The 14,856-nt window shown below is 59.5% G+C and carries 10 protein-coding genes; 3 read left to right on the forward strand and 7 right to left on the reverse strand.

Going from position 1 to position 14,856, the window contains the following annotated elements:
• Positions 1 to 257: 257 nt before the first annotated feature.
• Positions 258 to 1,235: a formyltetrahydrofolate deformylase gene (locus BW940_RS15880; protein WP_076610197.1), complete on the forward strand. Its 978-nt coding sequence runs from the start codon at positions 258 to 260 to the stop codon at positions 1,233 to 1,235.
• Between the two features lie 155 nt (positions 1,236 to 1,390).
• Here the strand turns inward: BW940_RS15880 and fdhF are convergent, their stop codons facing one another.
• The 4 genes from fdhF to BW940_RS15895 all read right to left on the reverse strand — a co-directional run bounded on the left by fdhF (position 1,391) and on the right by BW940_RS15895 (position 6,623).
• Positions 1,391 to 4,522 (reverse strand): formate dehydrogenase subunit alpha, encoded by a 3,132-nt coding sequence (fdhF, locus tag BW940_RS15885; RefSeq protein WP_076610198.1) that lies wholly within the window; start codon positions 4,520 to 4,522, stop codon positions 1,391 to 1,393.
• A complete protein-coding gene (locus tag BW940_RS15890; RefSeq protein ID WP_328586628.1) occupies positions 4,519 to 5,613 on the reverse strand; it encodes an NADH-ubiquinone oxidoreductase-F iron-sulfur binding region domain-containing protein in 1,095 nt (364 codons plus the stop codon). Before BW940_RS15890 ends, fdhF begins: the two co-directional genes overlap by 4 nt.
• Before the next feature lie 12 nt (positions 5,614 to 5,625).
• Entirely contained in the window at positions 5,626 to 6,060 is a 435-nt protein-coding gene (locus tag BW940_RS22460; protein WP_328586629.1) for a hypothetical protein, read from the reverse strand.
• A 182-nt stretch (positions 6,061 to 6,242) separates the two neighbouring features.
• Complete coding sequence (locus tag BW940_RS15895) at positions 6,243 to 6,623, reverse strand: Rid family detoxifying hydrolase (protein WP_076610199.1); 381 nt, start codon at positions 6,621 to 6,623, stop codon at positions 6,243 to 6,245.
• A gap of 137 nt (positions 6,624 to 6,760) precedes the next feature.
• On the opposite strand from BW940_RS15895, the gene glyA reads away from it, so the two are divergent.
• Both glyA and BW940_RS15905 read left to right on the forward strand, forming a co-directional pair.
• Entirely contained in the window at positions 6,761 to 8,011 is a 1,251-nt protein-coding gene (gene glyA / locus BW940_RS15900; protein WP_076610200.1) for a serine hydroxymethyltransferase, read from the forward strand.
• Between the two features lie 289 nt (positions 8,012 to 8,300).
• Positions 8,301 to 8,726, forward strand: coding sequence for an EamA family transporter (locus BW940_RS15905; RefSeq protein WP_076610201.1), 426 nt, complete (start codon positions 8,301 to 8,303; stop codon positions 8,724 to 8,726).
• A 140-nt stretch (positions 8,727 to 8,866) separates the two neighbouring features.
• On the opposite strand, the gene BW940_RS15910 is transcribed toward BW940_RS15905, so the two are convergent.
• The 3 genes from BW940_RS15910 to BW940_RS15920 form a co-directional block, all read right to left on the reverse strand.
• On the reverse strand, positions 8,867 to 10,501 hold the full coding sequence (locus BW940_RS15910) for a BCCT family transporter (RefSeq protein WP_076610202.1): 1,635 nt from the start codon (positions 10,499 to 10,501) through the stop codon (positions 8,867 to 8,869).
• Positions 10,502 to 10,788: 287 nt separating this feature from the next.
• Entirely contained in the window at positions 10,789 to 12,033 is a 1,245-nt protein-coding gene (gene ilvA, locus BW940_RS15915) for a threonine ammonia-lyase (protein ID WP_076610203.1), read from the reverse strand.
• A gap of 31 nt (positions 12,034 to 12,064) precedes the next feature.
• The gene (locus tag BW940_RS15920) at positions 12,065 to 14,617 is read right to left on the reverse strand and encodes a GcvT family protein (protein WP_076610204.1); all 2,553 of its coding nucleotides are present in this window, start codon (positions 14,615 to 14,617) and stop codon (positions 12,065 to 12,067) included.
• Positions 14,618 to 14,856: the final 239 nt, after the last annotated feature.

A 14,856-nucleotide genomic window follows, 5' to 3' on the forward strand; every position in this document is an offset into this window, starting at 1 on the left:
AATTTCCCGAAATAGCAAAAAATCGGCCGGCCACTTTGCATTCCATCAAGTTGGAGAGAGATGTTGTGAGTGGCAAACACATCCTCTCTTCTTGATTTCAGGAGAACCAAGCTTCATTAACGGAGAACTGGAACGGAGGTGTGGATGGCAGTAACACATCGAAGACCGTCCGGCGAGACGGACGACCAACCGGTATGCGTGTCGGGAGCCAGCCGATCGCGGACGACAAACGCACTCGAGCTTCGGGGGTGGGAGTGATGACCCGCGAACGAACCGAGATCACGGTTGTCGGTGACGACGATTCTGGGATCATCGCCGATATGACGTCGGTTCTGTTCGAGCACGACATCGACATCGTCGACCTCGATCAGGCCGTCCGTGATGGGACGTTCCGAATGACCATGCGGGTCGACACATCTGAGATGGCAATCAGGCAGGACACGCTCCGTACAGAACTTCAGAAACTCGGTGACGAGTTCGGCGTCGACGTGCAGGTGCTGTTCCCCTCCAACTGTGAGAATCAGTCCCTCGCCGTGCTCGTCACCAAAGAGAGCCACTGTCTGGAAGCGCTCCTCGAGGCCCATGAGTCCGGTGAGCTTGGTGCCAATATCGGTGTCGTCATCGGAAATCACGACGTTCTCCGACCGCTGGCGGCTGAGTACGACGTTCCCTTCTACGATATCGGAAACGAGAACGGAGTTCCTGACGAGGACGAGATGCTCGATCTCCTTGCCGAGTACGAGATCGATCTCATCGCACTGGCTCGCTACATCCGAATCCTCTCCCCGGAGGTCGTCTTCCGCTACGAGGACCGCATCATCAACGTCCACCCGAGCCTGTTGCCGGCGTTTCCCGGTGGCGCAGCGTACAGACAGGCACTGGAGGAAGGCGTCCGAATCGCCGGCGTCACCGCCCACTACGTGACGACCGATCTCGATCAGGGGCCGATCATCGCTCAGCGAGCGTTCAACGTCCCCGACGACGCCACCGAATCAGATCTCAAAGAACGCGGCCAGCCGCTCGAAGCAGAAGCGCTCGTCGAAGCTGTCAAGCTCCACCTCGACGACGCACTCGATGTCCGACAGGGCCGCACGGAGCTACGTGGTTCGGACCGAGCCGAAACACAACTCGGCGCAGCCGAGGCACTCGCCCAGGCAAATCCCAGCCGTCCGATCGACAGCCGCGGCGAACTCGTCGTCGACGACGAAGACAGAACAGCCGTTGCAGACGACTGAATCGGCCTCTCGTTTCGCGTTCAGTTTACCGTCGAACCAGTCGGCCGAGACAACGCTGACGGCACACGCTCGAGTTACTGTTATTAACACTGATATCAGTGTCAAGAAGAGCGGTCATAATGTGATCGGCTCCTGCTCTCACCACGCTGGGGATATTACGCGTTGTCAGGACTAATTCGCACACTGGAAATTTTGTACTCCGGAATCCCACTAATCGGATCGAAGCGCTCTTGTGTGAGTTCGTTGACTGCGCCCGTCGCGAAGTGCATCGGCATGAAAACGACGCCTCTATCAGCGTGGTCGGTTACGCGCGCCGCGGCGACGATCGATCCACGACGGGACTCGACCCGCACATTCTGTCCATCACTCACACCGAGCTGGTCGGCCGTGTCAGGGTGAATCTCGACGAAACTCTCGCCAACGTGTGACATGATTCCGTTCACACGTCGCGTGAGTGTGCCGGTATGGAAGTGATAGAGTACCCGTCCGGTCGTCAGTGTCAGTGGATACTCCTCGCCAGGAAGTTCACCCGGCTCGCCCATATCGGCAGGGACGAAGCGGGCCTTGCCATCCTCGAAATTGAATCCGTCCTCGTAGAGATACGGCGTCCCGGGATCGTCGGCGTCACGACACGGCCACTGGAGTCCGCCCTCTCGAGCCACTCTGTCGTGTGTGATCCCGCCATAGATCGGAACGAGATCGCTAATTTCGTCCATAATCTCGGCGGGCGACTCGTAGCTCCACTCGTATCCGAGGCGATTCGCCAGCGACTGGAGGATCGACCAGTCCTGTCGGGCAGCATCCGGTGGCGAGACGGCCTGACCGACGAGTTGCACGCGCCGTTCGGTGTTCGTAAACGTCCCCGACTTCTCGGCGAAACTCGCAGCGGGGAGGACGACATCGGCGTGTTCGGCCGTCTCTGTGAGGAACAGATCCTGCACGACGAGGAACTCGAGTGCCTCGAGCGCGTCTTTTGCGTGGCCGATATCCGGCTCCGAGAGGGCAGGGTTCTCCCCCATAATGTACATGCCACGAACGTTCCCCTCGTGGACCTCGGTAAACACTTCGGGAACCGTGAGGCCAACTTCTGCCGGCGGTCGCTCATCCCACACGTCTTCGAACGCATCGAGGACCGCAGGGTCGTCGAGCGGCTGGTAGCCCGGCAGAGTGCTGGGAAGGGTCCCCATATCGCCACCGCCGCCCTGAACGTTGTTGTGACCGCGGAACGGCGAGAGACCGGCGTTTGGCTTCCCGAGGTGGCCGGTCACCAGCGCCAGGTTCGCCAGTGCGAGCACGTTCTGGGTGCCATGAGCGTGTTGGGTCATTCCCATCGCCCACCCGAACACGCAGGTGTCGGCGGTCGCGATCGTCTCGGCCGCACTTGCGAGGTCGGCCGGATCAACGCCACAGAGGCGCTCTACCTCGTCAGGAGTGAACGGCTCGACTTTCCGTTTCAGCTCGTCGAAGTCGTGGGTGTTGTCCGCGATGAACGCCTCGTCGTGGAGATCGTGTTGGATAACATATCGGATCAGACCGTTGATCCAGGCGACGTCGTGACCTGGCTCGACACGGGTGTACTGATCTGCGTGCTCGGCGATACCGATCTTCCGAGGGTCGAAGACTATCAGGTCCGCGCCGTCGCGGACGTTCTGTTTGATGCGCGTTGCGAGCACGGGGTGGCTTTCAGTCGTGTTCGATCCGGTGATGAGATAGCAGTCAGTGTTGGCGACGTCTTCGATCCGGTTCGTCATCGCGCCGTAGCCGACAGTCTGTTTGAGCGCCGCGACCGTCGAGGAGTGACAGAGCCGAGCGCAGTTGTCGATGTTTTTCGTGCCCAGAACCTGTCGAGCAAACTTCTGCATCAGGTAGTTCTCCTCGTTGGTGCACTTCGAGGAGGCAAAACAGGCGATCGAATCAGTGCCGTACTCATCAGTGAGCTCCGAAAGCTCGGTGGCAACCCGCTCAAGTGCCGCGTCCCATGTAGCCTCACGAAGGACCCCGTTCTCGCGGATCAGTGGCTGCTCGAGACGATCGTCGCTGTTGACGAAGTCGTAGCCGAACTTCCCTTTCACACACGTCGAGAACCCGTCGTTGGCGGGTGCGTGCTCGGCGTCAGTCGGACGAACACCCAGCACCTCGTCGTCTTTCGAGTAGACATCGAACCGGCAGCCGACGCTACAGTAGCCACAGGTCGTCTCGGTGACGTCGACAGCATCGAGGCGGTGTTTCGAGACGAACTCGGCGATATCGAACATCTGGCCCTCCGAGAGGACGCTCGAGGCAACGCGCTCGGCCGCGTGCTCGCCCTCGAGAAATGCCCGTTCGGCGACGTCTCGAACCGTCGTCTCGGCCTGGCGTCTGGCCCGGTCCATCACGCCAGCAACGCCTGAGAGAGACGTCGATGCTGTTGGTTCGGCTGGAGCGTCAGGATCGGTGGATTCGCCCGGCTCGTACTCGATCGCCTCCCCGATGGAGTTCTGCTGGTTAAATCCAGGGATTGGCAGCGTCGCGGTGTCAGCGAGTCCGTTCTCCGTGATCGAGCCCGTCGGACAGACCGTCGCACAGTGGCCACAGGAGACACAGCTCGAGCCGGCCATCGCCTCGCTTTCGTTCTGAAAGGCGATCCGAGTCTCCTCACCGGAGCCTTCGATTCGGAGGACGCCCTCGACCTGCACGTCGTTGCAGGCCTCGACACAGCGGTTACAGAGAATACATTTGTTCCGATCGATCTGGATGAACGGCGATGTGTCGTCGATGGGTTCGTAGGCATCTCGATCGTCGAAGACGCCGTATCGAGGCTCTTCGATCTCCTGTTGGATGGCAGTGTCCTGCAGTTCACAGCGTCCGTTCTGTCCGCAGGTCGTACACCGAAGGTTGTGGTTTGACAACACCAGATCCAGATTGACGTCCCGTACCTCCGTCGCGTTCGCGGAGTCAGTGTGGACCGTCATCCCCTCTTCGACCGGGAAGCTACAGGCCGGAACCAGCCCGTGTGCCGCCGTCTCGACGACGCAGGTCCGACACTCACTTCGAGGCGCAATCTCGTCGCTATGATCGTCGTGACACAGTGCCGAAACGTCGGCACCGGCCGCCTCGATCGCGTCGAGAAGTGTCTCGCCTGGATCGACGGTGACCGATCGGCCGTCGACCGTGAGCTGTACCCGTCCGTCGGCGCCGGAACAGGCCGGGTCGTTCGCCGTTCCCGTCGTGAAGTCCTCGGTCAGCGGCGTACTTGGTTGTGGATCTGTAACGTCAGGAACGCGTGGAATCGGGTTCTCGGAACTCATGAGTGGGTGCATTCTCCGTCGGGACAGCGCCCGTCTGCATGGGCGCGAAACTCGGCTTCGAACTCGTTCAGTGCCGTCGTCACCGGCCGTGCAGCCGAACGACCGAACGAACAGATACTCGACCGCTCCATTACCCGGGCTAGTTCCCGGATGTCGTCGATCAAACTGTCGCCATCGTACACCGACCGCAGCAACTCGGTGAGCTGTTTTGAGCCTTCGCGGCACGGCACACAGCGACCGCAGTTCTCTTTGCGGGCAAAGGCCGCTCGACGGCCCGCAAACGCAACCGGACAGCGGCCCCGATTCAGCAGTTCGACTGGTCCGTCGGTTCCAAGCTCCGCCGCGGCCAGTCCATCGGCGTTTGCTGGCACGTCGAGCGTCTCCGTTAGCCCGCCGAAGACGCCGCCGACACAGGCAGCGTTCATCGATCCGTCCATCTCGACGCACTCCCGAAGCGTCGCCAAGGTGTCGTCGGTCTCGAGTTCGGTTGTCGCCACAGCTGTCACGTCACCATAGATATCGAACACCCTCGAGCCCGGATCGCTGTCGACGCCGGGGACGTCGCCGTCTTCGAGTGCGAGCCGTCGAAGCTGTGCCAGCGTTCGTGGCGTGTGTAACACGGTCGGGCGCCCGAAAAGCCCGTGTTCCTCCGGCCCCGGTGGTCGAACGCGCGCCTCGAGCCGATCGCTTCCCTCTAGGGACTCGAGAGCCATCGTCGGTTCCCCGGCCATGTACTCGTCTGGCCCCACGACAACGTCGATCGACACAGATGTGATGGATTCGACGAGATTGGCAACGGTGGTTGCGTTTCGATACGCTCGCTCGTCCGTTTCGGTAACGTAGACGACGACCGCTGGTGCGCCAATAGCGTTGGCGACCGCCGCTGCAGAGTCAATCACTGCAAATGGATCGGCCGCCAGCAACAGACCGTCGGCCATTGCTCGCGGATCGGCCTCGTTTGCGTTGACGACGACGGCTGGTTCGCCGGTGGCTTCTCGAGCGGTTTGCCAGCAGTCGGCGACCGGTTCGTCGGTGGCGACGTCACCACGGCCGCGGCCTCGGAGCCCGGTTTCCGCCGCACGTTTTAGCACCTCGTCACCGTGTCACTCGCGAACGAGCATGTCGCCACGTGCGACGTAGTCCTCTTCGCTGGTGGGTACGACCCAGCCACAGGCCGCAAGTACTCGTCGATCACCGACCGCAAGCGGCCCCGCATCTGGCACTGGAAGCGTCGCCCTGCCCTCGGCATGGGTTACGATCCTCGAGGCTGCCGTCGGCTGCTCGCCGTTGTGTACCGATTCGACCACGTCTCTGACAGTGTCGGGAGTGGACTGTGGGACGAACGCCGTCCAGTCGTCGACAGTCGCCATCACGAGGGGTGCCAGCGCGTCGATCCCTGTCGGACCGACCTCGACAACCTGGATCGTCTCAGTCATCTCCTGCGCTGCCTCGAGCACTGCCTCCGAACCGTCGGCCTGGCGTCCTGGAGCTACCCTGACGGCTGGTGTAGTGCCGACAACGCTGCATGCAGTCGTCATGGTGGAACCCATGAGAAGCGATAGTGTAAATGTTATCACTGACCAAGATATATTATCTGAAAGTAATAAACAAACTGCCAGCTATGGATAGCAACAGTCACTGACTGGCAAAGTGTCAACTGAAACGATGGACACACCCATCGCAGGGTCGTTGTTCGACTGGGTGTGCAGTGAGGAGGACGCTACTCGGTGGCCGCGATCGCCTCGATCTCGACTGCTGCCCCTTTTGGCACCGATCCGACTTCGACGGCGCTTCGAGCAGGAGGATCCTCGTCGAAAAACTCGCTGTAGGCCTCGTTGAACGCATCGAAATCGTCGATGTCAGCAAGGAAGACGGATGTTTTGAGAACGTCGGCCATCGTCAATCCTTCCGACTCGAGGATGGCTTCGAGGTTGTGCAGACACTGTTTCGTTTGCTCATCGACGGGCTCGTCGTCACGAAGCTCCCCGTCCGCCGTGAGCGGAAGCTGCCCTGCAGTAATGAGGAGATCTCCGTTTGTTGTCGCCTGACTATATGCGCCAACGGCTGCCGGTGCGTCGTCGGAACTAATAGCACGCTTCATGCCCACACGTACTAGTTCGGATGTCTTAAACCTCGGCTCCAGTTGCCACCCACGACACATCTCATAAGCGAGGCGACTGGTCGTGGTTCGGAGCCTTCCCACATAAGATACTTACTCACAACCGTTACAGGTGAACTATGGCGTTCGAACAGCCACTCGACCGGACAGCGCCGAGCATTTCCGAGGCGATCGATCACGAACGCGGTCGCCAGGAGTCAACGCTTGGGATGATCGCATCGGAGAACCACGTCTCAGAATCCGTTCTCGAGGCACAAGGCAGCGTATTGACGAACAAGTACGCAGAAGGGTATCCTGGCGGGCGATACTACGGCGGCTGCCAGCACGTCGATACCGTAGAGGAACTCGCCATCGAGCACGCAAAAGACCTCTTCGGGATGGACCACGCCAACGTGCAGCCACATAGCGGAACGCAGGCAAACATGGGCGTCTACTTTTCGGTACTCGAGCCCGGTGACAGGATCCTCTCGCTTTCGCTCTCACACGGGGGGCATCTCTCACACGGGCACGACGTCAACTTCTCGGGCCAGCTCTACGACGTCGAGCAGTACGAGGTCGATCCCGAAACAGGATACATCGATTACGACGCGGTGGCGAGCCATGCCCTCGAGGTCGATCCCGATATCGTCGTCAGCGGCTCGTCAGCGTACCCACGCGAGTTCGACTATGAACGGATCAACGAGATCGCCGACGACGTCGACGCCTACCATCTCGCGGATATCGCCCACGTGACCGGACTCATCGCGGCTGGCGTCCATGCATCGCCGGCCGAGCACGCGGACTTCGTCACCGGAAGCACGCACAAGACGATCCGTGCGGGTCGTGGCGGCTTCATCATGTGCGACACAGAGCACGCCGACGATATCGATTCGGCGATCTTCCCCGGTGCACAGGGCGGACCGTTGATGCACAACGTTGCCGGGAAAGCCGTCGGATTCGCAGAGGCCCAGACCAGCGAGTTCGAGAGCTATGCAGAACAGGTCGTCGCGAACGCAACGCGACTCGCTGAGCGGTTCACCGAGCGAGGACTCGCGCTGGTCAGCGGCGGGACGGACAAACACCTGCTCCTCGTTGACCTTCGTGACTCACATCCCGGCCTCACTGGCAAACAGGCCGAAGCGGCGCTGAATGACGTCGGCATCATCGTCAACAAGAACACCGTCCCTGGCGAAACGAGGTCGCCGATGGTGACAAGCGGAATCCGGGTCGGGACGCCCGCATTGACGACCCGTAGCTTCGAGGAAGCGGAGATGGGGATCGTTGCTGATCTTATCGTCGACGTACTCGACACCCCCGACGACGATGCCGTCCATGATCGTGTGACGTCGACGGTCGACGATCTCTGCGAGGAGTTCCCGATCTACGAGTGATCGGCCACCGGATCGAGTACCTCGTGGAACTCGAGCCGTTTTCTTTCTGTTGTGTTGCTGTCGCACCAAATCGGTACTCAGAGGGAGTATCGTAGACGTGCATCGTGTCTCCAGCGTGAGATCAAGCGGCAGGATCGGCTGACGGGCGGCCGAACCGGCTGAGTAGCTCCAAGAGTCCCGGTCAGCTCTCGAGCACGGAAAAACAGTCGACATCTCCGGTGGTTCACTGTGAGTCGAGCCAACAGTCGGCACGAAGAGTTATTAGATAGGGGACATAACCAGACAACCAATGGATCCGCCTAAAATGAGCTCAGCTGTTCTTTTCGGCCTGGTTACAATGATCGCGTGGTCGTTGTGGATGGCCTTTGGTAATGCTGCATCGGAGTCGATTGATCCGCGGACTGCTGCCGCGATTTCGTATCTCGTCGCAACACCGATTGCGATCGGATTCGTCCTCGTCTCGGATGCATCGCTCGTCGTTACTGCAAGAGGCGGGCTGCTCGCTGCCGTAGCTGGGTTGTTCACTGCAATCGGCTTCATTGCGACATACGCCGGGCTCTCTACGGGATCGACGACAGTCGTCTCCGCTCTCGGTGCGATGTATTTCGTCATGGCAGCCATCATCGGAATGGTCGTTTTTGGAGACGAGGTGACGATGACGAGACTCGCCGGAATTGTGTTTGCAGCTATCGGTGTCACCTTGATCATCCGATGAACAACCCATGGGTCAGGCTATTCAGAGGTCTGCTGTACCGAGTTACCGCCAACCTCCAGGGACGGGGTTGGTGATCGGCGGTCAGTGACGACAGCAATCCGTATCAGGGGACGTAGCCTCAAAAACACGATCCAGGGAGATTAGTCGTCAGATGAATCGACAGTATCTCGTTCGGACGAATCGATCTCGAGAGAGGGGAGTGAAGCGTCGTCTTCGTCACGGAGGAACAACGGCTGAAGATCGCCGAAGGAAACGACCATCGCCGCAACAGCAAGCAAGACGATTACAGCGAACGGACCGCCGGTGATGATCGCAGCCTGTTGGAGGGCATCGACACCGCCGGTCACCATCAGCAGCGATGCGAGTGCGCCAATAAGGAATCCCCAGATGACACGGTTGATCGTCGAAGGCTCTTCGGAGCCACCAGTTGTAAGCATTCCGAGTGCCAGCGTTGAGGAGTCAGCCGACGTGACGAGGAAGGTCGTCACGAGCACGAGAAACAGGACTGTCAGGAAGATGCCGAGCGGCAACGCCTCGAACAGCGGGTATCCGGAGCCGGCCTCGCCAAGCTCTCCGATAACGGACAGGATATCAGCCTGGCCGGTGTTCTGCAGGAAGATTGCCGATCCACCCATGGTGGCGAACCAGGGGATTGTGACGCCAGTTGACGCAAGCACGCCCGTGGCAGCGACCTGTCTAACCGTTCGACCGCGCGAAATACGAGCGATGAAGAGCCCGACGAACGGCGTCCAAGAAAACCACCAGGCCCAGTAGAAGACCGTCCAGCCACCGACCCACTCAGAGACATCGCCACCGGCAGTCTCCGCAGATCCGGTGTAGAAGCTCATCGTGACGAACTGGTTGACGTACGCGCCGAACGCCTCTGTTCCGACGGACATGATGTACGTCGTCGGACCCAGTACGAACGTCACGACAGTCAACAGGGCAAACAGGACCATGTTGAAATACGAGATTCGACGAATACCCTTTTTGATGCCGAGCGCAACCGAGAGCGTGAATGCGACGGTCAGACCGGTAATCACGAATATGGTCCCGAAATCACCGACGCTCGCGCCGGTCGTCCACTCGACACCGACGAGGAATTGACTGCCGACCAGCCCCACCGTGGTCGCGACACCGCCGATAGTCCCAAAGACAGCGAGACTGTCAATAAGCTTCGCAAGCGGACTGTCGAGGTTATCTAATCCGACCCAGGGAGCGATAATGGTCGAAATTCGTAATGGTGCGTCGTACCGGTGCGCATAGTACGCGATCGGCAACGCCATCACCACGAAGGCTGTCCACGCGGAGATCCCCCAGTGGAAGAACGTGTACTGGATCGCACCGGCGGCTGCTGCCGCCGACTGCGACTCCGCGCCAATCAATGGAGGAGTCGTATCGTAGTGGAAGACAGCCTCAGCAGGCCCCCAAAAGACGATCCCAGCCGCGATACCCGCCGAGTACAGCATCGAGAAGTACGCGGGAAACGAAAACTCGGGTGTCTCATCCTCGGCACCGAGCTTGATGTTCCCCCACGGGCCGAAAATCAAGAACGCAACGAACACCACAGCCAAGAACATCACGAGCAGATACCACCATCCTGCTGCAGTCCACAGGAAGTCGTTCACACCGCTCATATATCCCGAAGCGGTTTCGGGTCTCAGGATGAACGCGAGCACTGCTGCTGTAGCGACGACGACGCCGATCACGAACACCGGGGTATCGAGTTCGTCAGTAAATCGTCCGATCGGACCGTTGTGTTCTGATTTGGACATCCGTGATCACCGTTCTCCCGCAACTCGTATTACTCGCTGCTGATGGGCAGTACTGTGTGCCCACCAGTCAAATAGTTCATTTGACGAGCATTCGTCCATGTTTTCGACTCTTTGTCTCGCTGTTCGCTCTTTCACACCAGACATTGTTAGTTACTGCCTCTCATGGTCCATTTCCGTTATCGATTATAAATCTACTCCTTATTCTATTATCCAACACGTTTGAGAGACTAGAGAACCCATCGGTCGACCGACAGGGGAGCAATTTCCACTACACATAATGTAGCTGATTACTTGCGATTGACGTCCTCGACCGAGTACCCCTCAGATTCGATCGCTTGAATGATCGATGCAGCGTGTTCGGCACCACTCGTCTCGATCTGGAATACCAGATACGCTTCACCGACAGTGAGATCTTCGACTGCGCGATCGTGGCGGACAGTCTGAATGTTGGCGCCGTGGTCGGCGATGATTCCCGAGATTTCATCCATTTTCCCCGGCATATCATCGATTTTCACGCGGAGACGGAGGATCTGCCCTCGTTCCGTCAGTGCGTGAATGAGAACTGTCTGTAGCATTGTCATATCGAGGTTCCCCCCGCAAAGAAGCGGCATGACTACCTCGCCGCGTACGTCTAGATCGTCGCTCAGGATCGCCGCGACCGACGATGCGGCCGCACCTTCGACGACCTGCTTTGCCCGCTCGAGCAACAGCAATATCGCATTCGCAATCTGAGCGTCGCTAACAGTGACGACCTCGTCGACGTGTCGCTCGATGAGATTCAGTGTCAGATCGGAGATCCCGCCAGTCGCGATCCCGTCCGCGATGGTGTCGACGGTCTCGAGCGTGACCGGAATCCCCTTGGCGAGACTCTCGTGGACGGTTGCGGCGCCCTCGGCCTGAACTCCGACAACGCGTGTCTCCGGGGAGAGATGATCGAGCGCGGTCGCAATGCCGCTGATCAGCCCTCCACCACCGATCGGAACGACGACGGTATCGACGTCGGAACAGTCCTCGTGCATCTCGATACCGAGTGTTCCCTGCCCGGCAACGATGTGTGGATCGTCGTACGCGTGAACGAATTCGACGTCCTGCTCAGCCGCGTAGGACTGTGCATACTCCATCGCTTCTTGGAAATCCTGCCCAACCAGTTCGACCGTCGCGCCGTAGCTCCGCGTCGCGTCGATCTTCGCCTGCGGGGCGTGTTTCGGCATAACGATCGTCGAGTCCGCACCACAGTTCGTCGCCGCGAGTGCGACACCCTGTGCGTGGTTGCCCGCACTGGCGGCGACGAACTCGTCTGCGCCGTTATCGACCGCCTGACAGATCTTGTTGTACGCCCCTCTCGTCTTGAACGAGCCAGTCCACTGGAGGTGTTCCATCTTCAGGTACACCTCCGCGTCGACCATCTCGCCAAGCGACGTACTCTGCTCGATCGGCGTTCGCTTGACGACCGTCTCGTCAGTGAGTCGTTCTCGTGCCTGTGCGATATCGTCGTACTGTATCAACGGATCTCGTTCCTGTGATTCGCTCATAGCCGGAATTGTGTTCGCGAAGCGCCACTCGTTACCGAATGATCTTGTCTCGACCGGGGTCGAACAGCGGTTCGTCACGAACTGTTGCGTCGTAGGTCGTCCCTTCACACTCGATCTGAACCGACGTTCCGGCGTCGGCGTACTCACTCGGCAGGTACGTGTAGGCGATCGACTTCTCGATACTGTAGCCGTAGTCGCCAGCCTGCACGTATCCCACAGCCTTGCCGTCCTTGTGGACCGGCCGTCCACCCAACATGACGTCAGTCGACTCATCGAGAGTCAGACAGGCAACCCGGGTATCGACTCCCGACTCTTTGGCTTCAACCAGCGCGTCTTTTCCGATGAAATCGGTGTCTAAATCGACTGCAAACGGCACTCCAGCGGCGAGCGGAGTGACATCGGTATCGATATCCGTCCCCCACAGCCGGAACCCTTTCTCGAGGCGCATCGACTCGAGGGCGCCGCTGCCCATCGGTCTGACGTCGAGATCCTGTCCGGCTTCCCACAGCGTGGTCCAGAGTTTCTGGCCGTACTCCGAGGGTGCCCACAGCTCCCAGCCGAGTTCGCCAACGTACGATACTTGAAGCGCGATCACGGGGACATCGCCAACGTAGAGGCGCTTACAGCTGAAATACGGGAAGTCATCGTTGGAGACAGCAGCGTCAGTGACACGCTGAAGCAGCAGTCGCGACTTCGGGCCCCACAGGCCGACAGTACACTTTGCTGATTCCTCGACCGTGATGGAAACGGTTTCGGGTGCGTGATTCTCGATCCAGGAGCCGTGAATGCCCGGTGAGTTACCGCCACCGGTCGTCACCATGTACTCGGTCTCGTCGAGTCGAGCAACGGTGAGGTCGGCAAGGACGGTTCCACCCTCGTTCAGCAATGTAGTGTAACGCACCTGGCCGACGTCGATGTCCATGTCGTTGCTACAGATTCGCTGGAGGAACTGGCCGGCATCGTCGCCCTCAACCATAATTGAACTGAACGTCGTCATATCGAACATAGAGACGTTCTCGCGAGTGTGGAGATGTTCGGCTCCCTCAATCGGGGATCGGTTGACTGACTGCCAGCCGTCTTGCTCGGGGATCCGGTCCTCGTATCTCGAGACAAGGTCGGCGTTGTGTTCGTACCACTGCGGAACCTCCCAGCCGCCGCGCTGATAGAACTCCGCGCCGAGTTCTTGCTGGTGCTGGTAGAACGGACTGACACGGAGGCCACGATGGTCATCCGGTTGCCACCGCGGTTCGACAATGCTGTAGACCTGCTGGTATCGCAGGCCGCCACGATCGGTAAAGTACTCGGGACTGCCGGCGTGTGGCTCGAACCGGTTGACGTGGATCCCGCTCGTGTCGACTGGCCCGGACGGAAGCCGTGGGACGCCATTTTCTATCCACTCCGCGAGGATTTTCCCGTAGCCGCCGGAGTGTGTCCACCAGATTGCGAGTCCGGTCCAGAGCCCATCGATTGCCGCTGTCTCGCCGATAACCGGCATCCCGTCAGGAGTGTAGACGAAGATACCGTTCTCGGTGACGCGGAACGCTTTCCCTTCGGTCGCAGGAAGCAGTTCGTCGAACGCCTGCTGTGGCGACTTGTCGCGGTTCGGGTGTGTCGCCTGTGTCCAGTGTTTTTTGGTAAAGCTGTGGACCGACGCCTGACTCTCGTCGCTGTTCGTCCCCATCTCGTTCGGATCGACGACCAGCGGCTCGTGATTGTACGAACCCAGTCCGTAGCCGTCGCCGTGGGTCCGGAAGTACAGCGAGTTGTCCTGGTCGCGACCAACTGGCCGATCAGGGGACTGGGCCATGAACTCGGTTATCTGTCGGTCACCAGGCACCTCGAGGCCGGCAGTAGCATCACCGATCGTGTGCTCGTTACCCTGGAGTTCCTCGAGCGGTTCGGTGACGGTGTACTGGTGCTCAACCGGTGTGATCGGCAGGTCGATCCCGGCCATCTGGCCGGTCTGGTACGCCCAGTTGTTCGTCGCGAGCACGCACCGCTCACACTCGATACGCCCGTTGTCGGTGACGACCGCCTGTACCTCACCGCCGTTTGACTCGATATCAGTGACTTCCGTGTGCCCGAAAAACCGAGCTGGTGACGTCTGCATATACCACTGGAGCGCGTCTGTACCAGCCACTTGACCGTCGGTCGGGGAGTAGTAGCCGCCTAAAATTTCGTCTTCGTTGACCAGCGGGAGGCGGTCGACGACTTCCGCTGGATCGAGAAGTTGGGGCTCCGGAAGGCCGTACGAGGTGGCCCACTCGACGCGACGCTGGAGGAAGTCCATTCGTGCGTCCGATCGGGCGAGTTCGATTCCGCCGACTTCAGTATAGACGCCCGCATCTTTCAATAGCCGACTCGTGTAATGGGCTGTCTTCGTTTGAATCTTCGATGGCGACGTCTGGAACATGATCCCTGGCGCGTGCGTCGACGATCCGCCCGTCACTGGAATCGGTCCCTGATCGACGACGACGACGTCTTCGGCACCGAGTTCCGTCAGATGATAGGCAACGCTACACCCGACGGCCCCGGCACCGATAATCACTGTCTCGGCTCGAGAGGGGAGACTCTCTGTGGACATGTAACACACACCAGTGGCACGGTCGGTCTGATAAGTGCACCGGTCATTTAATATAGACGCCGTGAACGGCTCGCAGATCGGGCGATCGACGGCACATACCGAAACTGTGTCGTGTCCACAAAATGTATGTATTGTTATGGGTTTTGCGAGTCGTGTCGACGACGATCTTTCCCGAGCGTGGTTACCTCGCTCTCACCGGTTAAGAGAGCGAGACTGTGACGTCTTCCTGTAGGCTCGCA

The organism is Natronorubrum thiooxidans (assembly GCF_900156475.1).
Classification (GTDB): Archaea; Halobacteriota; Halobacteria; order Halobacteriales; family Natrialbaceae; genus Natronorubrum; species Natronorubrum thiooxidans.